This is a genomic window from Niallia sp. Sow4_A1 (assembly GCF_052116745.1).
Taxonomy (GTDB): domain Bacteria; phylum Bacillota; class Bacilli; order Bacillales; family Cytobacillaceae; genus Niallia; species Niallia hominis.
Genome location: NZ_JBQKKM010000012.1, coordinates 43,543 through 64,796 on the forward strand (window position 1 = coordinate 43,543; position 21,254 = coordinate 64,796).

General features: G+C 36.9%; 15 protein-coding genes and 1 pseudogene. 12 read left to right on the forward strand and 4 right to left on the reverse strand.

From position 1 onward, the window contains the following. Positions 1-54: 54 nt before the first annotated feature. The 4 genes and pseudogenes from istA (ACTQ5K_RS08850) (at position 55) to ACTQ5K_RS08865 (ending at position 3,201) form a co-directional block, all read left to right on the forward strand. Complete coding sequence (istA, locus tag ACTQ5K_RS08850) at positions 55-1,608, forward strand: IS21 family transposase (protein ID WP_441993823.1); 1,554 nt, start codon at positions 55-57, stop codon at positions 1,606-1,608. Beyond that, positions 1,608-2,378: an IS21-like element helper ATPase IstB gene (gene istB / locus ACTQ5K_RS08855; protein WP_341098841.1), complete on the forward strand. Its 771-nt coding sequence runs from the start codon at positions 1,608-1,610 to the stop codon at positions 2,376-2,378. Before istA (ACTQ5K_RS08850) ends, istB (ACTQ5K_RS08855) begins: the two co-directional genes overlap by 1 nt. A 36-nt stretch (positions 2,379-2,414) precedes the next feature. Further along, positions 2,415-2,669, forward strand: a pseudogene (locus ACTQ5K_RS08860) (transposase); the annotation flags it as partial. 226 nt (positions 2,670-2,895) lie between these two features. After that, positions 2,896-3,201 (forward strand): hypothetical protein, encoded by a 306-nt coding sequence (locus ACTQ5K_RS08865; RefSeq protein ID WP_251629993.1) that lies wholly within the window; start codon positions 2,896-2,898, stop codon positions 3,199-3,201. On the opposite strand, the gene istB (ACTQ5K_RS08870) is transcribed toward ACTQ5K_RS08865, so the two are convergent. Together istB (ACTQ5K_RS08870) and istA (ACTQ5K_RS08875) are read right to left on the reverse strand one after the other, a co-directional pair. After that, the gene (istB, locus tag ACTQ5K_RS08870) at positions 3,184-3,927 is read right to left on the reverse strand and encodes an IS21-like element helper ATPase IstB (RefSeq protein WP_251629995.1); all 744 of its coding nucleotides are present in this window, start codon (positions 3,925-3,927) and stop codon (positions 3,184-3,186) included. The genes ACTQ5K_RS08865 and istB (ACTQ5K_RS08870) overlap by 18 nt on opposite strands. Then, positions 3,924-5,426, reverse strand: coding sequence for an IS21 family transposase (istA, locus tag ACTQ5K_RS08875; protein ID WP_251629998.1), 1,503 nt, complete (start codon positions 5,424-5,426; stop codon positions 3,924-3,926). The genes istB (ACTQ5K_RS08870) and istA (ACTQ5K_RS08875) overlap by 4 nt, the downstream gene beginning before the upstream one ends. 80 nt (positions 5,427-5,506) lie before the next feature. Here istA (ACTQ5K_RS08875) and ACTQ5K_RS08880 point away from each other — a divergent pair, with 80 nt between their 5' ends. Then, entirely contained in the window at positions 5,507-6,238 is a 732-nt protein-coding gene (locus ACTQ5K_RS08880; RefSeq protein WP_251630001.1) for a DNA sulfur modification protein DndB, read from the forward strand. A 38-nt stretch (positions 6,239-6,276) separates the two neighbouring features. Then, complete coding sequence (locus ACTQ5K_RS08885) at positions 6,277-6,522, forward strand: hypothetical protein (RefSeq protein WP_251630003.1); 246 nt, start codon at positions 6,277-6,279, stop codon at positions 6,520-6,522. 699 nt (positions 6,523-7,221) lie between these two features. Here ACTQ5K_RS08885 and ACTQ5K_RS08890 read toward each other — a convergent pair. Continuing rightward, the gene (locus ACTQ5K_RS08890) at positions 7,222-9,105 is read right to left on the reverse strand and encodes an SH3 domain-containing protein (protein WP_251630005.1); all 1,884 of its coding nucleotides are present in this window, start codon (positions 9,103-9,105) and stop codon (positions 7,222-7,224) included. After that, positions 9,105-9,638, reverse strand: coding sequence for a hypothetical protein (locus ACTQ5K_RS08895; RefSeq protein ID WP_251630007.1), 534 nt, complete (start codon positions 9,636-9,638; stop codon positions 9,105-9,107). Before ACTQ5K_RS08895 ends, ACTQ5K_RS08890 begins: the two co-directional genes overlap by 1 nt. 750 nt (positions 9,639-10,388) lie before the next feature. On the opposite strand from ACTQ5K_RS08895, the gene ACTQ5K_RS08900 reads away from it, so the two are divergent. Genes ACTQ5K_RS08900 through ACTQ5K_RS08925 form a run of 6 tightly spaced genes read left to right on the forward strand, consistent with a single transcriptional unit; the run spans position 10,389 to position 21,004 of the window. After that, on the forward strand, positions 10,389-12,575 hold the full coding sequence (locus ACTQ5K_RS08900) for a dynamin family protein (RefSeq protein WP_251630009.1): 2,187 nt from the start codon (positions 10,389-10,391) through the stop codon (positions 12,573-12,575). Between the two features lies 1 nt (position 12,576). Then, positions 12,577-14,865, forward strand: coding sequence for a dynamin family protein (locus tag ACTQ5K_RS08905; protein WP_251630011.1), 2,289 nt, complete (start codon positions 12,577-12,579; stop codon positions 14,863-14,865). Between the two features lie 16 nt (positions 14,866-14,881). Continuing rightward, on the forward strand, positions 14,882-17,200 hold the full coding sequence (locus ACTQ5K_RS08910; protein WP_251630012.1) for a dynamin family protein: 2,319 nt from the start codon (positions 14,882-14,884) through the stop codon (positions 17,198-17,200). After that, positions 17,197-18,666 (forward strand): hypothetical protein, encoded by a 1,470-nt coding sequence (locus tag ACTQ5K_RS08915; RefSeq protein ID WP_251630014.1) that lies wholly within the window; start codon positions 17,197-17,199, stop codon positions 18,664-18,666. Before ACTQ5K_RS08910 ends, ACTQ5K_RS08915 begins: the two co-directional genes overlap by 4 nt. Then, positions 18,663-19,031, forward strand: coding sequence for a hypothetical protein (locus ACTQ5K_RS08920; RefSeq protein WP_251630017.1), 369 nt, complete (start codon positions 18,663-18,665; stop codon positions 19,029-19,031). Before ACTQ5K_RS08915 ends, ACTQ5K_RS08920 begins: the two co-directional genes overlap by 4 nt. Next, positions 19,028-21,004 carry a hypothetical protein gene (locus tag ACTQ5K_RS08925; protein WP_251630019.1) on the forward strand — a complete coding sequence of 659 codons (1,977 nt, stop codon included), beginning with the start codon at positions 19,028-19,030 and terminating at the stop codon, positions 21,002-21,004. The genes ACTQ5K_RS08920 and ACTQ5K_RS08925 overlap by 4 nt, the downstream gene beginning before the upstream one ends. The last annotated feature ends 250 nt before the right edge of the window (positions 21,005-21,254 follow it).

Here is a 21,254-nt window from a genome sequence, read left to right on the forward strand (position 1 = left end):
CCAGTTAGTCTATTATGATTTTATGTCATCATAGTTTACTGGAGGATTTGAAAGGTGGAAAAGTTACATTTGTTTATAAAGGTTCATCAATTAAAGGAACAAGGATTTAAAGTAGCAGCTATTGCAAAAAAATTAGGGATTTCTAGAAACACAGTTTATAAGTATTTAAGCATGAATTTTAATCAAGCATCCGAGTGGGTGTTATCAACTGGGAGTAGGGAGAAAAAGTTAGATACACACCGTGAACTTATATTAAGTTGGCTAAAGGAACATCCTGATATTTCTTCTGCTCAGGTGGAGGACTGGTTAAAGGAAAAGTACCCTAGAATAAAAATTGGAAGTAGTACTATTCGGGGGTATGTTAGTGAATTAAGGGATATTTACCACATCCCAAAAGTGGTTCGTGTACGTGATCATGAAGCTGTGGAGGAACTACCGATGGGGCAACAAATTCAGGTCGACTGGGGAGAAATAACCGTAAAGAATCAGGGAAAAAAGCCTGTTAAACTATATTTTATTACCTTTGTACTCTCTAATTCTCGTTATAAATATGTGGAATGGCTTGATAGACCTTTTACCACTAGGGATACCATACGTTGTCATGAAAAAGCATTTCAATTCTTTGGAGGAATTCCGAAGGAAATTGTTTATGATCAAGATCATTTGATAACCGTTAGTGAAAATGCCGGAGATATAATTTTAACAGGGGAATTTCAAGCATATAAGCAGGAACGAGGGTTCCGAATTTACCTCTGTAGAAAGGCAGATCCCCAAAGTAAAGGGAAGGTAGAAAATGTAGTGAAATATGTAAAAAGGAACTTTGCAAAACACAGAGTATTTCCAAATCTAGAATCCTGGAATGAAAAATGTTTAGCATGGTTGAAGAGGACAGGAAATTACAATGTACATCACACAACAAAAAAGAGACCAGTAGAAGTGCACGCCCTCGAAAAGCAACACTTAACGCCAGTCTCCTCCCTGCTTTCTTTCGAAAGCAACCTTGTAAATAGTATAACAAGAGCTGTTCATAAGGACAATATTATCAGATATCAATCTAATCGTTATTCGGTTCCTTTAGGAACTTATCGTCCAAGAGGTGATAATACGGTTTACATAGAAACCCAGGGCGAGGAACTCATTATTCGAGCAGACCTTCAAGGCGAAATACTAGCAAAGCATCCGATATGTCATGGGAAAGGTGAGTTGATAAAGAACCGTCAACACACCAGAGATCGCTCGAAAGGAATTCAAGCATATAAAGAGACTATTGTTCGTCAATTCAAAGATCAAGAAAAGGCTTTAAAATTTGTCAATGAAGTAACCCGGCAGTATCCAAGGTATGTAAGAGATCAGTTCCAAGTCATTCAATATGCCATTACTCATTTTCGCCCTCAAATAGAGGAAGCCCTGGCGGTTTGCCTAAAAGAACAGCTATGGAGTGCAAACGATTTACGTGATATTGCACAGCATTTGACCCGATTAAAGGAAGAAAAAGATGTAGAATCCCCTGCTTCTCTCGAAGCTAAAAGAAATAGCCCCGCAACAACCGCTACAGCAGTAACAAGGGATATAGAATATTACACGAAAATTATGAGAGGTGTTTCATAATGACTAGCACTGTACAACTATTACAAGAACAATTCCGCCATCTTCGGATGGTGGAAACCGCTGAAGAGCTGCCAATATTACTACGACACGCAGAGAAATCATCGTGGACTTATCAAGAGTTTTTACATGAACTTCTTATGCATGAAATGAAGAAACGCGAAGAAAAAGGGATTCAAAAGAGATTAAAGTGGGCTAGCTTTCCATATTTTAAAACACTTGATGAGTTTAATGTAGAAGAACAAATATCGCTTAGCACACGCCAATTAAATCAATTAAGTGAATTAAATTGGCTGGAACAACAATACAATCTAATTTTATTGGGACCCCCAGGCTCAGGGAAAACCCATATTTCAATTGGATTAGGAGTTGAAGCCATTCAAAAGGGATTTAAAGTAGCATTTTCAACAATGGGTGAACTCATACACTTATTAAAAACGGAAGAATATATTACAAAATCAAAATTGCGGTTAAAAAGAATAAAAGAATCGGATTTGGTGATTATTGATGATTTAATGTACATGGCAATGGATCAGAGGGAAGCAAATCTATTTTTCCACCTGGTTAACCATCTTTATGAACGTAGTTCTATTATTCTTACCTCCAATAAGGGCCCCGAAGAATGGGGTGAATTAATGGGAGACCAAGGGATTACAACAGCCATATTGGACCGATTATTACATAGAGTAGAGGTTATTCAAATGAACGAAAATGACAGCTACAGAATAAAGAATAGAACAACAATTTTTGAAAGAGAAAGTGTTCAAAATTAATTAGCAAAAAGTGTTCAAAACTACTTGACGGTTACAGGGTGTTATAAAGAAGGAGCGAAAAGTAAGTCCTATTCTGTCACCATCGAATCAACGGAACATAAAGACCAGGAGGCATTTCGAAAAACGGAAAAATTTAAAAACCTAGCGAAAACTCGCTATAAAATTGAAGTGAAAAATAGTGAACTAAAACACAGACACGGCTATGAAACAGCATCATCCTCGGGTCTATTTGGCATGGAAATTCAAGGAGCCACAGCGATATTCGCCGCCAATCTCAAGCGAATAATATAAAGTACTGGGGGGCAGGAGTCGTTTTCTAAAAAGGTATCGAGTTTCAATGGAATAACCTTTAGAATAAATGGTTCTAAATAAGCGTATAGCACATATTCTTAAAGCGTAAAGAGTTGATGGCCATAGCAACTATACGTGTGACTTATGACTGTTCTTACGTCTATATGCAATTAAAAAAATACAGTTCATCCATTACTCAAATAGAATATTTGGAGGATGATTATATATGAATAGCAAATCAATTAAAGCGATAAATCCAAATGTAGGAGTACCAACAGGTTCCATCATGTTGCCTGCAATAAAATATATTAGTGGAAAGCGTGAGTGGTTTGCGGTAACGCTACCTTATACTGCATTAAATCATATTAAAACTTCATCTGTAAAAAAGAAGGGAAAAGAAGTAATTAAATCAGATATTAAAAATCGTTTCTTAGATAAAAAGCTGTTTTTTGCAAGCGGCAAGTACAAAAATATGCGGCGAAAAGTGCAGAGGCTTGCAAGTTCTCTTTTTTTTCTAAATAGTTACTTCTGAAATCACAGAAGAAAGGGCATGTCGTAAGCGATAACTTTCTCCTGTAAATGCAATGATATGAGCGTGATGAACCAAACGATCAACCAAGGCAGAGGTTAATCGATTATCTCCAAAAATACGGTTCCATTGACCAAACTCTAGATTTGATGTAACAATTACGCTTTTTTGCTCATAACAATCAGCAATAATGTGAAATAGGAGCTCCGCACCTTGCTTTTGGAATGGAACGTATCCTAATTCATCTAGAATAAGTAGTTCACATGACTCAATCTGTTTCTTTAATCTCAATAAAGTCCCTTGCTTGAGAGCCTCTTCTAGCTGCGCTACTAAGTCTGCTACACGAAAGAAGCGAACTTCATGTCCTAGTTCACATGCTTTTAATCCTAAAGCAGTTGCCAAGTGTGTTTTTCCGGTTCCTGGGGAACCGAGTAAGAGAAGATTTTGTTTCCCATTAAGAAACTGTAAATCACAAATTTGCTCCTTATTCACAGTTACTGGTAAATTGATTTGTTCTCCCCATTCATAGTTCTTCAGCCACTTTACTTCACGAAATTTGGCCTTTTTCATTAAGCGTGCAATTTTCTTTGTTTGACGCGATTCAATTTCTAAGTTTAATAGATCCCTTAAATATTGCTCCTTACTCTTAAATGGGATATTATCATAGGATTCTATTACATGAGCTAAATGCAATGTTTTACAAGCCTCTCTCAATGTACCTGTAATCATCGTTCTATTCCTCCTTCTAGTAATGGACATAACTTTCGGTCATACTGGCCTAGGTCTGTTTCATAATCTACTAGAATTGCTGGGGTATGCATCTCATCCCACTTTTCCGGATAAGAAATATTCTTAGCCTCTAGAAGAAAGCCAAGCTCATGGGGGCTTCTTTCTAAGAGTTCTTCCTGCTGAAGAAGTTCATGAATTTGCTGTAGAGAGTAGTTTTGTAACAGCTGACGTAACCCAGTGATTCTTTTTTTACTATCTTCCTTTTTAAAGAGAAGATATGCCTGTACCCTTTCGGGTAAATAGGGAAAGAACCGTGAATAACGCATAGCACGAGGTTTAAATTCCCAATCACCTAAGATCTCATTCCAAGGGATAGGCCTTGTTGTATTCATATATGGACGATATTCTTGGTAAATCACTTCTCCATCATTTGTAAAGCACGTGAATTGATTCCACTCTTTCTTTACCACTACAACCTGTTTCATATGAGCTTTTCGTAAGACAAAACGCTCATTGTCCACTGAAATCTCCCCATACTTATTTACTGTGGCAGTATCTAATGAAAAGACCGACAGGTCCTCCAACGGCAATACCTTAAGAAAGCTCCTGTCCTCTTGCCAAAGTTCCTCAATGGATGCTTCTTTTTCATAGTGGAGGCGTTTTCGATCCTCCACTGTTTGAACTTGTAACCATGCTGCTAGCTGTAGAAAATCCTCCATAATGGGTGCTGTGACAAACCAATTATTTCTGGTATAACTAACTTTTCGTTCTACATTGCCTTTTTCGTGGCCACTCGCTGGATTACATGGTTGTACTTCAAAATTATAATGCATCTGAAAGCGTAAGAAAGCATCTGTATATGTACGCTTATCTCCTTTTCCAATACTTACTACTGCAGCAGAGAGATTATCAATTCTTAAATATGTTGGAACCCCACCAGCCTGTTGAAATAGTTGCTTGAGTCCCTCTAAAAAGCACTCTCCATTTTCCGCTGGAAGAGGATAAGCAAATGCTGCATTGCTGTAAGGAAAGCTAAGAATTAATACTTTGATGTCTTTGTATTCTCCATTTGTTACAACTGTCATATTCCCAAAATCTACTTGTGCTTCACCCGCAGGGTGCTCAAGTCGTTCATATCGTTTTTGTTTTGACTCTTTAATCTGTGGCTTTCGCTGTTGAATATATTCACATACAGTACGATAAGATCCTTTGAATCCATGTTCATTTTGTAGCTGTTGAAATATTCTTTTGCTTGTTCTTCTCTCTTTTCTCCTTAGTTTAAAATCCTCTTCAATCCAATCATCCACAATTTCCCCGTAACCTTGTTCATACATCATGCCACGCTTTTTTTGTGTTACATCTTTAGAATGGACATCACCGTCCGCATACTTCTTAATAGTTCTCCAGTTCTTTCCTGTCTTTCTTGCAATCTCTGATATATTTAAGTCTTCGTTCTCTCGTAAATGTTTGATATAATGTATTTCAGGCATTGCTAGCATCCTTTCTTAAACCTCCATCTGTATTGGCTTCGACACCTAATACAGTAGAGGGTGATGGAAGAGCTTGCAAGCCTTTTTTTATGCACTCATGCTATGTACGAATTCTTCGCAACAGTCTGTACTTTTATTTTGCATTAAACAATAAAAAGCATAAAGATGATATAAAAAATTATATTAAAGAGGAAGAACAATATACTATTCCTCCTGTCACTCTTGTCTCTTATGGAAAACTTACATTTCGACCATTTACATTTGCTGATACTGATTATAATTTTTCCTTGAGTGGCTCAGTAGCTGGACTAATTTTTCTTCCTCTTAATTATAAGTTTGAGTGCTTAGATGGTAATCATCGTTCTGTTGCAATTCAAGAACTTGCTGATGAAGCTCCAGAGTGTATTTCAGAAAGCCATTTATTATTAAATATAGTTGTAGAAGAAAGCGTAAGAAAGATTAGGCAAGATTTTGTTGATGTAAATAAAAATGCTAAGCAAACAACTGCTTCTATAAATACTTTGTTTAACACAAGAGATCCTCTTGCAGGTATTGTAGCTGACTTATTAGAAATGGTTGACTATTTAGAAGATACAACAGAACTATTGGCAACAAGTGTGTCTAAAAATAGCAAGGACATTTATACAATTAATAATGTAAAAAATGCTGTAATTGAAGTATCTGGTTTTAATTCTCAATCCAATGGAGAAGAAAAAATATCCAACATAGTTAAAGAAGATTCCAGTCAAAAGGATGTATTTACAAATAGGGCTTATCAATTTTTTATGAAACTAAAGAATATTATATTAAGTCATGTTTAGAAAAACGAGAAGAAACTCCAAAATTAAGAAATGAATCTATGTTGACGAGTGGTACAGGAATAATAGTTATAGCTCGTTTAGCAGGTTATGTCTTTAACGAGTATGGTGCGGGTAGAGCAGAGCAAGAAATCGACAGATTAATGAATTATGATTGGTCACTAAAGAATCCAACGTTTAAAGGAAAAATTATCAATGCTAATAGTAAAATACTAAATTCAAGGGAAGCTATCAATTCCACAGTCAAGGCGATTGCTATCGAATTGGGATACGAATATAAAAAGTAATCAAACTGCTTTTTTCCAAGGTGTAAGAACATTTAAGTAATTAAGTGCTATTTGTAGGGCATTGGTATGGAGAACGTTTTTGGATTTGCATCAAACTTTAGGCTTTTTATGAATATAAAGATGTGAAGACAATAAAATGATTGGAGTAACATATAACCAGAAGGGGTGAAGTGAAATTTCAAAGATGGTAGTGCACTACTGTTTTTATAAGATATCACATTGAATTTCCTGGTTACATAGAATGATTTACCATATCATTCATAAGGATTCTAACTATTATGAATAAATAGGATCATCGTCATGAGTATCTGTTACCTTTGTGTTTCTTTAATAGTAAAGAGTGCATTAATCTAAGGAGGATTGATGCACTTTTTTGTTATAAGTTCAGTTGTACTACTGTTGTGTAGAGAACAAACTTTAGTGAATGTTTGTTTAAATTAAAAGATATCTCCCTTCAATTTAAAATAACAAGTAAAAGAAAGGACAGCCAATACTGGCGCCCTCCCCATACTTTCATAAAATCTAATTGTAAAATTATAAAAAACTATCAATGGCTAAAATAAGTAATACAATTTAAATCTAAAATAAGTTCAAATCTTACATTAAAAGGAAAATGCGGAATATTTATTTTCAATAGAGTAAAAAAGTTCTAATATTTTTAATAATACTGGGTTAATTAAAAACCTAATAATATCATGTTTATTGCTTTTCGACCTTCACAATCTTACTGCTAATCCATCCAAACACATCTGAAGATGTTTCTATTTTATACCAAAGTATGCCTTCATCATCTTTCTTCCTAGCTAGAACAGTATAATGCTGACCTTTTACAAGGGAAGTTACAACAGAGCCCTTAAGATTTGGAGTGCTGCGAACATTTGCCATAGCTACTTGCACTGTTAGAACTTCCATTTTTGGGTTTAATTGAGTATGAGTAACCGGGGCTTCCTTTTTTTCAGAGAAATGACTGAAAAGTGGGGTCCAAGTATCCTTTGTCTGTACAACGGTTATGATTAGAATGAAAGATAAAAGTGACGAAATAAAGACTGGTTTTTTAAGAAATCTAAGGATGGACCAAAATCTTGCAGATCCAATCAGTACCTTTGAAAATTTTGTAATCTCATCTTGTTGAATTTTGTTATTTTTACGATAAAAGTTAATAATTTCTTTTACCTGTGTTATTGGTATTCCATACTCCTCAGTTAAAGCATCGTACTTTTTTTGTTTATGCTTAATAACAAGATATTTACCAACATAAAGCAGGAAGTTAATAAAAGTATCTTTAGGATGTTCCCCTTCGTAATACCCAATCGTATTATATCTCTTAATCAGTTTTAGTAATAAGTCAGGAAAAACATTTGCCTTTGTTTCGAGTTCATTATGTAAAAGCCATTGACGAACAGAAAAAGTAGCTAACTCAAGCTGGGTGGGTACTCCTAAAATGGTTAAATCTTCATCCTGCAATAATAATGTTTGATTGGTAAAGAGCTGATGGACAATCTCTAGTTTATTTTTACTAGTATTGGCAAAGCAGGCAATGGCAGCAAAGCGATACAAACAAGCCATATATAAGAAACTTTTGTTATTACTGTATAGCTCAAACTTTAAGACTGGATGGTTATCAATATACGAATAAAGTTCACCTGATCCTCTAAGGGCTGCTTGAAAGTTTCCTTCTTTCATTTTTGATAGAATTCCTTCAGTGGTCTTTTGCATCCAAACTCTATATGTATCTAATTTTTCCAATTTTATGCCGTATTGAATGCCATACTCCTCTAAGAATAAACTATTAATGCCAACATCAAATACATTCAAATCCTGTGAGACACGTACAAACAAGCCGCCAACCAAAGTTAGGAGGATATGGTTATAGCGAAGTTTCAGATTGAGTAAGAATTCATCTAGTTTTTCTAAGTATTCGCTCCAAGCATTAAGAACTTGAGAGTAGGAATGTACGATAGCGTTATTATCATTTGTAATGGCTTTGGCAAGTGCTCCTCCTGCAATAGAACCAAGAGGTCCAAGAAGAAGGCTTCCAACTACCTTAGTTCCTATTCGGAACGCTATTTTCGCCCCAGCTGAATCTTTAATCCCTTTCATCACCTTTATATGCTCTGCATAAACCGAGGCATAGTTTTCTAAACTTTTTTGGATTAAATGAACATCAGCTAGAATCCCTCCTTGCATTGATTTTAACGCTTTGGAATCAAATTTATATCGAAGAAATACTTTCCCATAATCGGTTTTAGAAAAGAATTCATATATTTGTTTATACTCTCTTTCAATTTCACTGAAGAAAAGGGTTCGTTTGAGCTCATCTGACAGATAAGCAGGATTTGTAATATTCAAAAACTGCTGCATCCGCTCTAGATACTGCTGTTTACTATTAGTTTCTGTTGTATAGATTTCGTTGATACGATCTACCCGTTTAACTAGAATGTTAAAAATTTGTTGATATTTTTGCTCTGTTTTTATTTCAGCGTATGCGAGGATTTCTTCAGCAGCATCTTTGTTTAATTCTTTATTGATCCTCTCTTCCATAGTCATGATTTGTTGAGCAGGATTTTGAAAAATAGTAGTCATTAGAATAGGTCCAGTAAATCTAATAAAGTATCCGAATTATCAAGAAAATCTGACAAGTCGGCAAGGTCTGAAAAGTCTTGTGCTGAAGAGAAGGTATCAAATGCTTCTATTGTATTCATAAAATCTAGATCAAAAGAAGAAGGAACTGTTATGGTTGTCTGTCCTAGTGCGTCCATGCCACTCTGTCCAATTAACTGATGTGTATCAGCATCAAAAAAGTTCTCCTGACCAAATAAGCCTGATTGAGAGTATGCCTCGGCATGATCAAATTCATAGAATGTTTCTCCTTCACCTGAACGATCCATGGCTGTTAATACTCCACCATCTGTTTCTATTTGGTAGTTTCCTACTACAATGTTATGTATCTCAACATGCTGACCATTCAAATCAACATTTAATTCTCCCAAAACTCCTTGTATGTTAGATTTAACAGTTTCGTTTGCTATGTCCTCAATAATATTTGGAGCATTTATAGTACGGATTGTCCTTAGAGAGGGGATTTGCCTAAACAAAAATTCAAATAAGTCGTTCATTTTTTTGTCTTAACTCCTTTACAATAGAATAAAAATTGATGCTTAAAAAGAGCACTATAACATCTCAACTAATGAAAGCTGGTTGGCTTATCCTTTAGAGGTGAAGTCCTTTTAGCTTTGCATCCCATTCTTCAAGTATTTTACTTAATGAATAGTTAATTAGTTATAAGTCTATTATACTATAATGTGCTAATTTTAAAATGAAAGATAGATAAATTTGGAAAAACACAGTAGAGCTGAGGATAAGGGAATTCATCTAGCAGTATATATGCGGCGTTTATATTGTTGTAAACTATAGATCAGAAATTAATTTATTTTTATATAGAAGAGAATAAAATTTAGATTTAATGTCAAGTAACAAAAAAAGGAAAAGAATCAATCATTTTTCCTATTTTTTGTCTATTTTCGACAAATTTTTTATCGATGTTGTGTCAATATAAGTAAAAAGATTTACTTTGGAAGTATTGAATATATTTTTGGGGATTTTTTTAAGTACATGACATGTCCATTTGAATATGTATAATGAACGTATAAAATTGTTCTTTGATAACTGAATAGAGGTGAGAGCGTAGCGGGGGACAGGCACCGTTTTCTCAAACAATTATAAATTCATCCGATAATGAAATAGTTTATAGGTCACAAGATTTGAAAAAATAATATTACATATATCCTACTTTGTTTTATTATAAATTAGTACTATAGTAGATTTACAGAATATGTGAATTGTTATAAATGGCTAGGAGGAAGTAGATGCTAGGTCTGAACAAGAGAAGATTACTCCTAAAAGAGAAGTTAGCAAAGTTAAAGGAAGCATCGATTGGAGACGTTTTTTTAGAACAAGAATGCGAGTTTATTGAAGCGAAAATGAATAGTGAAATTTATAATATCGTTGTGGTAGGTCATTTTAGTACGGGGAAGTCGACCTTTATTAATGCGTTAATGGGCGGCAATTTATTACCAACGAGTGTTAAAGAAACAACGGCAGTGACAACGAAGATTTTTTCAGTCAAAAAAGAGGATTCACGCGTCAACAAGGCGGCTGTTAAGTTTAAAAAAGGTAAGGTCGAGTGGGTGGATTTGAACGGAAATCAAGAGACCTTAAAAAAGTATGCCACCCTTTTACAAACACAGATGGATGTGGCTGCAAATATAGAAGTCGTAGAGGTGTATCGGACGATTCCGTTATTAGGAGAGCATATTTGTCTAGTCGATACTCCAGGTGATAATGGGATTACTGAGAGAATCTTTGAATACACAAAAAACGAAATTGAAAAAGCGGCAGCGATCATATATCTGATGCCAAGCAGAGGGGTGTCTAGCTCAGATGCTAGGCTCTTAAATTATATAAACCAATATCAAGAGCGGGTATTCTTTGTCGTCAATCAGTTGGATGTTGTTCCTAAGGAAGAACATGTAACCCACCTTCAATCAATTGCTTTGGAGATTGAAAAAATTAGCATCATGAAATCCACTCCTGTTGTATACGGACTATCCTCAAAAAATGCACTCAAGGGGAGAATGGAGCACTATCAACCATTAGTCATGAACAGTGGCATTCTTGCATTGGAAGAGAAGCTGTTTCAATACATAGAAAAACAAGAATATCAACAGGATTTCTTAACATCGATTGAGAAAGATTTTTTGCGACTTGAACAAGATATAGATGAAGCCACCCAAGCTAAGCAGTTACAGGAATCGAAAGTGCAAGAACAACGCCAGCAAATCCAAACGAGAATTGAAAACATCGTAAGGCGAATGCGTCTTGAGTATGATGAATTAGAGCAGGGGCTGCTTCTCTATATGAGAAATGAAACCGAGCAAATCGTGAAGGAAATGAGTGACAAAAAAGAGGGGTGGGTGGAGCAAATATCGCCATCTTTCCAGTCTGAAGCAACGGTAATCTCAACGAAATTAAAGAACAACTTAATGGCTTTGTTAAAAAAAGACTGGAAGGATATGGACCTATTTGTAAAAAACATCAAAATTCAAATAATTGGTCTAAACAAAGAAATTAACGAACTGGCCAATAAAAAATATAATGAATTCATTCAAATTGTCCATCGTGATACCGTGCTGTTAGAAGAATATGTGCCGAAACGCAATCGGGTCGTGATTGAACTTATCATGCAAGCGAATCAGAAAAAAAAGAAAGCGGAAACGCGATTTAGCAGATTGGTCAATGAATTAACGAACCGCCAGTTTCAGTTTAAAGTAAACCAAGATAATCAAGTGGATAAAAGATTTCAGCCGATTTTTAAGCTTGAAGAAGAAAAAACTAGCCGAATGAAGGAATCAAAGTTAGCTGAACAAAAGCTTGAGCAATTATCGGAGAAAATCGCAGAGAAATCCTATGAACAGACGACTACTCAAAAGGATTTTGAGCGCGAAACAAGGCGTTTAGGTGCGATGCCGAAGGTTGAAACCTATACCTATTATGAGGAGGTTTCAAGAAAAGGTCTTGGTAAAATCCTAGATTTATTTTCGACGAAAACAGTGAAAAGAACTGGGAGAGATGATTCAAGGCAACAAAAGTGGATTAAGGACAAAGAATCACTTGAACGGACGTATGAACGAAAGCTTGAGCAGCTAAGTAGTTCTGTCAGAAGCCTGCAGTCAAAGCTCCAAGTGGAAGAGCGTTTAAAGCGAATGCATGACCGAGAAGTACGGAAGTTAGAGGAACAAAGTGAAGATCAGATGATTGACCTCATGGAGGATCTGCACACATCATACCGAGAATATGCAAAGAAATGCATTGAGGAATTTCACCTTGTTCTTAATCAACAGGCAACCGGCGTGTATAAGGAATGCACCAAGGATTTAAGTAATGATCGCAAAGAGGTTAATGAAACAATCAAGAAGCATGTTCGTGAACGAGTGACAGTAGAGGAAAAGGAAATAAGAGGACAGCACGCTTATTTACTTGAGGGGGAATTTTAAGATGGAGCAAACGACACGCCTGCAATTTCGTAATCAAATTGAAAAGGTAACAAATTTAGTTAAAGAGAATTATTTGTTTGCACAAGAAATCGATCAGCAGCTAGGAGAGTTGATTGACGTAAAAGCGAGTATTAATGACTTTCAAGTTTTAAAGGAAAACCTTACAAATAACCGGTTTGAACTGGTTGTAATTGGTGAATTTAGTACAGGAAAATCAACTTTTATTAATGCGATTGTTGGGAAAAAAGTGCTACCAAGTAAAGCGCAGCCAACCACCGCTACCGTGAATTATATTGTTCATGCCTCACAGCATCCTGAGCAAAAAGAAGAGGCAGTCATCTTTTTTGAAAATGGTAGTCAAAGATCGGTGCCATTCGCTGAGTTAGAGGACTATGTTTCAGAGATGAGCAAAAAAATTAAAGTTGTCGAGGAAATCAAATATGTCAATATTTACATTGATTCTCTTTATCTAGAAGATGGTGTTGTCATTGTTGATACACCAGGAATGGAATCACTTCATATCAAGCATGATGAAATCACGAAAAAGCAAATCAGACGATCGAATGCGAGTATTTTTCTGTTTGATATTAATCGTGCAGGTAGTCGCACAGAGTTTGAGTTTATCAGTGATGTCTATGAATCTATTGATCGTATTTTCTTTGTGGCAAATCGTTCTGATGAAGTGAATTTAGAAGAGCAAACCATTGCTGAAGTAGTTGAATCCATTGAGGAAAAATTGCAGGATAATCCTTATCATAATGTGTCAAAGGACCATGCAAAAGTATACCCAGTAAGTGCGTTAAAGGCGCTCAACTCAAGGATTGCTGAGAATACTCAGGATGACAGGAAGAAGGCTGAATGGCTAGCAGCTTCTGAAATTGTCTCTTTTGAGAATCGCTTATGGGATTATTTGACGAAGGGTGAGAAAGTGAATGAATTACTTTCACAGCCATTGAATCGAATTGAGAGGTTCTATGAAGATGTGGTTCAACAGCTGACAAATAAGCTAGCAGTTGTAAAGGGTGAAGTTGATCTTTTAGCAGTAGAAAAAGAAATTGGACGTTTAACCGAATCAATTGATTCTCGTAAACTAGCATTAAGTGATGAAAAAGCAACAATCATGCGGAGTATAAGAGATTTGATCGATAGCTCTGAAGAAAAATTTGAAAAGAAGATGGATCTTCTATCATCACAGCTTCAATCACAATTAACGAATTATGAGGACCTTGAAACGTTCAAAAATGATTTTGACCGCTTAAATGAACGAATTAAGTCTCGTTATTTATCAGAAGCGGAAAGTTTCATAAAACTCATAAAGCGAAATGTCTTACGATCAGTCGTCGAGCACATTCGCATAAATGAAGAACAGCTTGCGAGTGAACTAAATACAGGTGATTTAGATTTAACTGTAAACGTCGGCTTAAGAATGGTTCAAAAAAGTGACCATACGGAGCTATCCTATTTGAAGGAATCGTTGCAAAAGATTGAGGAAGACACCCAAGCGGTTCGCGATAAAATGGATGCCATTGATGAAAAAATCGGACAGGTTCAGCATAATGAAATGGTTGAGGAAGAATTGGATCAATTTTATGAACGCTATGAGACTCGAAGAGCAGAAATTAATACAAGACTTCAAGGTGAGACGTATTATTTGAATGAAGAGGTGGAACGTGAGCGAAAAGGAGCAGGTAAGCTGTTAACCTGGCTAGGTGTTCCTGAGAAAATGAAGAAAATCACGGTGAAAAACCCTCGAGTGGAAAAATGGGAAAGTGATTTAGCACGTCTGGAAAAAGATTACGAAACGAAACTATCACAAATTGAAGGTCGAAAATCAGAAGCAAAAGGGTCTAGTCAATTGATGAAGCAGCAGCTTGATAAGCTTGAAGGAAAAGAGGACAAGCTCCGAAGCGATTTCCAAAGCATTCGAAATCAAATCATGAAAAAGATCCTAGATAACCAAAAAGAAGAAGTTCAACGAATGAATAAGGAAATCATTCGTGCGATTGTAGAAGTGACCATTGGCGTAAAGCAGCAATACCATGAGCTCATTGACACATTGAATGTGGAGGCGGTTGTTTCAAGAATCGTCGATCATTATTATGAAGAGCAAGATTCGATTATTAAAAATTTAACAGCCGAGCTTGGAAACCAAAAAGAACTGATGAACAAAAGTAAACAAGAGCAGCAGGAGATTGAGAATCAGTTAAAGTCAATTCAACAAAGGATGGAAGAGAAAAAGAACGATCTTCAGCAATTGAAAGAAGGGCGTAGCCTAGCAACGATTGGATAAGAGGGGGATGACAGAAATGATTGAAAAGGCGAAGCAAATATTAGAGACGCTAACACTCACGACTGACCAAAAAGAGGAACTCGTATCGATAAATAAGCATTTGGAGCGCAATGAATTGTATATTGCATTTCTTGGGAAATTTAGTGCAGGAAAATCGTATTTAATCAATGAGTTAATCGAAAGGCCTGGACTTTTACCAACAAAGGTGACGGAAACGACTGCAATTGTAACAGAAGTAAGAAAATCGGCTGAAGAGTTGGCAGTGGCAGAAAAGGTAAGTGGGACTCAAGAGACACTTGACCTTGCTGAGATCAAAAAATATATCCAAGGTAACAACGGAATTGAATCAATTGAAAAGTTTAAAGTCTCCGTTTCGACGGGAAGCTTACCAGAAGACATTGTGTTGGTGGATACTCCAGGAAGAAATACGATTCATGAGAGCCATATAAGAATGTCAGAAAACGCCATTTTAGATGCAGAAGCAGCCGTTTATGTACTATCAACGGCAGGTGTTTCCAAAGAGGATTTATTATATCTAAAACATATTAGTCAACTTCAGCCAAACCTTTATTTTGTCTTAAATAAAATTGATCGTCTTCTACAACAAGACGAAGGCGAAGATTTATCAGATGTAATTTTAAGACTTGAGGACGAATTGGCTACAGCTTTATCCATCCCTGTTACAGTCTATTCAGTCTCTGCAAAAGAAGGCTATGGAATGGAAGAACTACGAAATGTGATTTTCCAATCGATTGCGCAAAATGCTCAAAGCTTAAAACAAACAGCAGCAGAGCAACGGATGAGAGGACTGATCGAAAAGGTCAAGGACCATCTTGTGACAGAGCTTCATTTTATCAATACCAGTATCAATAAGGGAGAAGTGGGCTTAGAAGAAGAGCGAGCAAAAATCCTTGCTGATCAGGAGAAAATTGAGCGTTTAATCGAAAATGATCGATTAAAAACGATGGAGAAATGGCACGACATTCGCAGTAATAAACGCAGTCAATTAGAGTCTCAAAAAATTCAGCTAAAGCAGTTGATGTTAAAAGAACTGGTAAATATTAATTCAAAGGGAGCAGCTGAACAATTAGCGCTTTTGATCCAAGATGAGATTCTTTCAAATCGAAAGGAATTTATTGATCAAACCTTAGCTGAAATGAAGGAACAAAGTAAGCATGACCTTCAACTTCAAATCGCAGAAATTGAAAAGGTAACAACCGATATCCACATTCCGAAGCCAAACTTAGAGGAGTTAGAGCAATATCAACAAGAGCAATTTTTAAAGCTAGCAGGAGAGGTCGAGAGCTTGCAACAAAAATATCAGCAGTTAGTAGAAATACCTGCTGTTGATGTGGATTCAGCGCTTCATGAGCATCAGCTTCAAGAACTACAAGATGAGCTCCAGACGTTAAAGGGCAAGCTTGATGTTCCATATGTGGCACAATTCGTGGAACGAGAGCGCTCTGATGCTAACTATTATCAAGAGATGTTAACAAACATAGGGAAACTTGCGGATGTAGCAGTGATGTTTGTTCCAGTGGCAGGTCAAGCGAAGGCTGGGACGAAAGCGGCGATAGAAGCAGGCAAACTAGCGGCAAAAGAAGGTTCAAAGCAAGTGATTAAGGAAAGTGCGAAAGCTGCCTCCATAGAAGTGGCAAAGGTTATGGCGAAAGAAGCAGGCAAAGAGATTGCTCAGAAAACAGGCGAGCAATTGATGAAGGAAAAGGCTGTTAAGGCACTGAAGCTACTGTCCTTTGAAGGAATTGGTGAAAAAATTGGTGCGGCGATCGACCATAATGAAGGAAAAACAATCCTTGTTGAGGATGGGGCAAATCGAAGTCAATTTTATAAGCAAAAATATGAAATTGAACAAACGTTTATGCAAAAAAAGAGAGAGTTAAATCAAAAAATTGCACAGCAAGCAAAGAGTGTTCAAGAGGCGAAGCTTCAAGAGCAGCAAAAGCAACAGCTGGAAGCATTGAAAGCCGAAAAAGAACGAAAACTTGTTGAGCTTCAGTCAAATCAGGAGAAAGCAATTCAACAAGCAATCGCAGATTCGTACAAAGCGATTGCTGAAGAGAAGATTTCTGTATTTATCAATGAGCAAATGGCCTTATTGGACAACTGGCTAACAGCGGAAAGCCTTCAAATCGAGCATGCGGTGAGCGCAGGGCTGCAGTCCTACTATAAAGGACAGTTTGAGGAGTTAGAACAACAGCTAACTCAGGTGGAATCGACTTATAAGGAAAATATAGAGGTACTTTTAGAACAAAAAGCACAACTAACAAAACAAGTGGATGTGTGCGAGGAATATCTTGGAGTCGTCGTTTCATGAAGAACATCTATTCATGGATAGATGCTCAAATGAAGCAAGCTGCTCTTTTGTCAAAAGAAGAGCAGGATCTATCTGTTTGGCACTATCTGTCACAGCTGGAACCACTTCCGGCTGTGGAAAAAGAGGAATCGGCTCAGCGAGGATTAACTTCTTTAGTAGAGCAAGATGAAAGAACTGTTTTGTTAGATCTAGACGAGGGGGATTTTGGGTTAGATCTAGCTAGTTACCTAGATGATGACGATTTTGGGTTAGATCAGGCTAGCTATTTAGATGACGAGGGAATTGGGTTAGATCATAGGGATTATTTGGATGAGGAGGACTTTGGACTTGATCAAGGGGAATATCTTGAGGATGAAGACCTTGAGGAAGATTCTCCATCCAAGCATGAAGAGCAGTCTAGTAATCTAGTAGATGCTGAGAATGAGAGCGGAGGGAAACCTCAGATTTTCATTCGAAAATATATTGCTGCATCGGCCGAACCATCTACGGTAGAGGAAGAGGTGCTGGCTGACTTGACTGGTGAATTAAAAATGAGAGCACTCGTTCATGTCATTGGTAAAAAGCAACTTCAAATTCAATTTCTATCAAGCTATATAAATCCCCATTGGGAAAATACATTTCCTGCTCCTTTCTCATTAATGGATTGGTTAAATGAATTTACGGGGGACATTGATGTAAACTACCATCACACCTTTACGATTCACCTTGATTCAGGGCCGGTGACGGAAGAAAGCTTTTTAGCGTTTATGAAGCTTAGAAGTGGCAGGGTAAAAATAGGCGTTCCACTTAAAGCACTCTTTTATTATACTTGGAGATTTAACTTTGACGAAAAAGCACAAACACCAGGAAATGAGAAGCGAGTGATTTACTTAATCGGTGAGAGGTTGGAGCGACAAGAGTTTAATCAGCTCATGGAGCCTGAAAGAAAGCAAGTCATCCTCATTGGAACCGATCAAGAGACACTAGTGAGGCAGAAAGAAAGACTTTCAACTCTTCCATCCGAAAGTCATGTGCATTTTTTCTCTTCTCTATCATTCTATGACCTCTATTTGTATATGAACGTTAATGAAGGAGCAGAGAAGGAGAATGTTGATGGTGCTGATAAAAGAAAAATCGATTTTCCAGTGTTTCTTCGTATGCAGCTAAATAACTGGGCAGAGCAAGGCCAAAACGAGGAAAAACTTAACCATTTAATTAGTGAAGTAATTCATGAGATGTGTAATGAATGGTGGTTAGAGCACTCTCCAGAGGATATTCTTTTAATGAAAAAAATCATAAAGGTGAGTGCTTGTTTTCAGACAAATGTGATACCAACAGTAAAAAGGATATATAAGTTGAATAAGCGAATGTTGGCTTATTTTAAGAATCAAGATTATGACACAAAACAAGCATTTTTTCTACAAATAGAGAAAGCATTAACGCCGATTTGCCAGTTGTTAAATGAAGGAGTCGGGGTGTCGAAATGAACAGACAGGATAAAATCGATTCGCTGTTTTACCCCTTGATTGAGATGGAAAGTTTTAATGAACAGCTCATTGAAAAATTATCTGTGAAATTCGGGCAATTAGAAAAGACCATTCCTGGCACGAAGCAAGGGTTTGGTGTGCTCATTCAGGCAATGGAACAGCTTGGGGTGGAAGAGCGTGCCATGGTCCTTATGCAGCTCTCAGAGTTTTATCTTTATTTTATCTCAAGTAAAAAAGTCAATGTAGATTCATTTAAAAAGAGCATTGATCAGAAGTCTAGGTTCGGTCGTTTATTATTCTCCTATGTGGACCAGTACCCAGAAGAGTTTATTGACGTGAACACTAAAGGAGAAAGTACAAAATGAATAAATCAAAATCAGCGATATTGATTCCTTTATCGGTTTTGATCATCTTTATGATGTATTCATGGAAGGATGGGGAACTACATGTACTCACCGTTGCTGGTGGACTAGTTGTTTCCATCCTTCTTTATGTAGTCATCGTAGAACTGATCAAGGGAATTCATTCATTTCAGCAAAATCAAAACAAGAACACCGAGGATGTTATCAGTCAAATGAGTCAGGATGCGACGACAATGGCTGAGCAAATGAAAGAGCTGCGAGAAGCAGTGGTGAGCAGTTCTACACTTCAGACTGAATTGTTAGAGAAAAATCGTCAAACATTAGCTAGTTCCCTGGTAATTGTCCAACAGAAGCTTGAAATTCTTTTAGAAGCGGAAAAGGAAGTAAAGAGCTCATTAAATGATGGGGTGGAAAAACTGTATAGATCCATCATTGAACAGGGAGAAGGACTTCAGGGAGTTTCTAAAAATATCCTTGATCAAATGAATCAAAACGCTAAGGATGCTAAAGCATACCAAGAGTCCGTCACAGAGAAAATCAATACGATTGGTGGAACAGTGGATCAACAAACTGAAATCTATCAATCTATCAATTCAAGCTTGGAAAGCATGAGCCAGGGTGTTGTTGAAGAATTGAAAGCGTTGGAGCAGCAGTCAGAAAGAGCGACCGAAGTTTTTGTGAAAACCATTCAAGAAAATGCGAATTCGCAGCAAGATGCTTTTACAAAGCAAATCACATTAGTTCTAGAAGAAATGAAAAACTTGGAAGAGTCCTCTCAATCGCTATTGAAGGAACAGCTTGATAGACAGTTAGAGAAATCTGATGCATTATTAGTGAACTTTAAGGATTCAGCTAACGAGCAACAGGAGAAAATCAGTGAACATATGTCTACTATTTTAGAAGAAATTAAAGGGAGTTCAACTGAACAGCTGCAATCACTTCAGCAATTGGCCCAAACGATAAAGGATGATGGACAAGAGTTGCAAGGATCATTCTTCGAAAACCTTTCTTCATATAAGGAAGGATTGCAGGATGTGATCACGATGATGAAGGAATCGGCTGTTACAGTCCAAGAAGAAATCATGAACCAGTCGGGTGAGCAGGTGAAAAAGATTGAAGAAGTGATTGAAGTGCTTAAGAACAATACATCTTCTTTCCATGAAAAAATGGACAACTATATGACAAGCGCACATGATTCAACGATTCATGCACAACAGCAGATGACAAACAGCACCATTGAACAAAGCCAAAAACTTGAGGATCTTTCGTCAGCGTTAAAAGACCGCTTTGAAGAAATGCAAGCGGGTGTCGCTAAGAGAATGGAAAACCAATACACAGCGGTTACAACGATTGTTGAAAAACTGAATGAAACGGTAGAAGGCTCACAAGCGAAGCTAGATGACTATACAAAACAACAGGTTGTAAAACTGAATGAAGTTGTAGAATTGACGAAAACTGAAACAGCAAAATCATTACAGGAATTGAAGACCCAAGGAAAAAATCAGCATGACCATATGCAACGCTTCTTAAAGGAATCAAAAGAGGAAGCTGTCAAAACTCGAGGCTCAATGGATCAGCATCATCGGAATGTATTGCGCGAGCTTGAAGGCTCATTAGCAAAAGTTGTGAAACATCAAATCGAAGAAAATAAAGTTATTGTTCAAAGAACTTCTGATGTGATCAACCAGTTTTCAAGTTTCCATAAAGAATTGATCTCAGAGCATCAAAAGCAACTACAGCTAGCGAGTGGTCAACAAGAAAAGCTTAAAGCTCAGGTGGATGATTTTAGAGACTTGTTGATTCCACTAACAGATCTTCACCATAATCTTCAGGCAATGTCGAAGGAAGAGTACAAAAAGCTATATGAAACGATGGAAATACTTTCATCCACGCTCGTTGACACGATTGAATCAAAAAACAGCTTGCGAACACATATAGTAAGGATGCAGGATGAGATGCTGCAGAAGTTAAGGTAAAAGAAGCACGAAGGTTCTCACACTTTCTTGGAGGCGCGAGAACCGTCCCTATCGTTCTATCAACCAATGCATTATACTCTACCCAAAACAAGAAGTTGAACAAGAACTTCCAATCTGGGAAGTTTTCGACACAAATAAAATAATAGAAATGCGGGCGGTTGATTGACAGTTGTGAACGGACTGCTGAGGACTTAAGGGAGATATTATAGGTCCAAAAAGTTAATAAGATAGGATGTTATTTTTCGAAAAT

Excerpts from the sequence above, each read along its gene's own strand:
- istB (WP_341098841.1), top strand. The coding sequence starts at position 1,608 with ATGACTAGCACTGTACAACTATTACAAGAACAATTCCGCCATCTTCGG.
- ACTQ5K_RS08865 (WP_251629993.1), top strand. The coding sequence starts at position 2,896 with ATGAATAGCAAATCAATTAAAGCGATAAATCCAAATGTAGGAGTACCA.
- istB (WP_251629995.1), bottom strand. The coding sequence starts at position 3,927 with ATGATTACAGGTACATTGAGAGAGGCTTGTAAAACATTGCATTTAGCT.
- istA (WP_251629998.1), bottom strand. The coding sequence starts at position 5,426 with ATGCTAGCAATGCCTGAAATACATTATATCAAACATTTACGAGAGAAC.
- ACTQ5K_RS08880 (WP_251630001.1), top strand. The coding sequence starts at position 5,507 with ATGCACTCATGCTATGTACGAATTCTTCGCAACAGTCTGTACTTTTAT.
- ACTQ5K_RS08885 (WP_251630003.1), top strand. The coding sequence starts at position 6,277 with ATGTTGACGAGTGGTACAGGAATAATAGTTATAGCTCGTTTAGCAGGT.
- ACTQ5K_RS08890 (WP_251630005.1), bottom strand. The coding sequence starts at position 9,105 with ATGACTACTATTTTTCAAAATCCTGCTCAACAAATCATGACTATGGAA.
- ACTQ5K_RS08895 (WP_251630007.1), bottom strand. The coding sequence starts at position 9,638 with ATGAACGACTTATTTGAATTTTTGTTTAGGCAAATCCCCTCTCTAAGG.
- ACTQ5K_RS08900 (WP_251630009.1), top strand. The coding sequence starts at position 10,389 with ATGCTAGGTCTGAACAAGAGAAGATTACTCCTAAAAGAGAAGTTAGCA.
- ACTQ5K_RS08905 (WP_251630011.1), top strand. The coding sequence starts at position 12,577 with ATGGAGCAAACGACACGCCTGCAATTTCGTAATCAAATTGAAAAGGTA.
- ACTQ5K_RS08910 (WP_251630012.1), top strand. The coding sequence starts at position 14,882 with ATGATTGAAAAGGCGAAGCAAATATTAGAGACGCTAACACTCACGACT.
- ACTQ5K_RS08915 (WP_251630014.1), top strand. The coding sequence starts at position 17,197 with ATGAAGAACATCTATTCATGGATAGATGCTCAAATGAAGCAAGCTGCT.
- ACTQ5K_RS08920 (WP_251630017.1), top strand. The coding sequence starts at position 18,663 with ATGAACAGACAGGATAAAATCGATTCGCTGTTTTACCCCTTGATTGAG.
- ACTQ5K_RS08925 (WP_251630019.1), top strand. The coding sequence starts at position 19,028 with ATGAATAAATCAAAATCAGCGATATTGATTCCTTTATCGGTTTTGATC.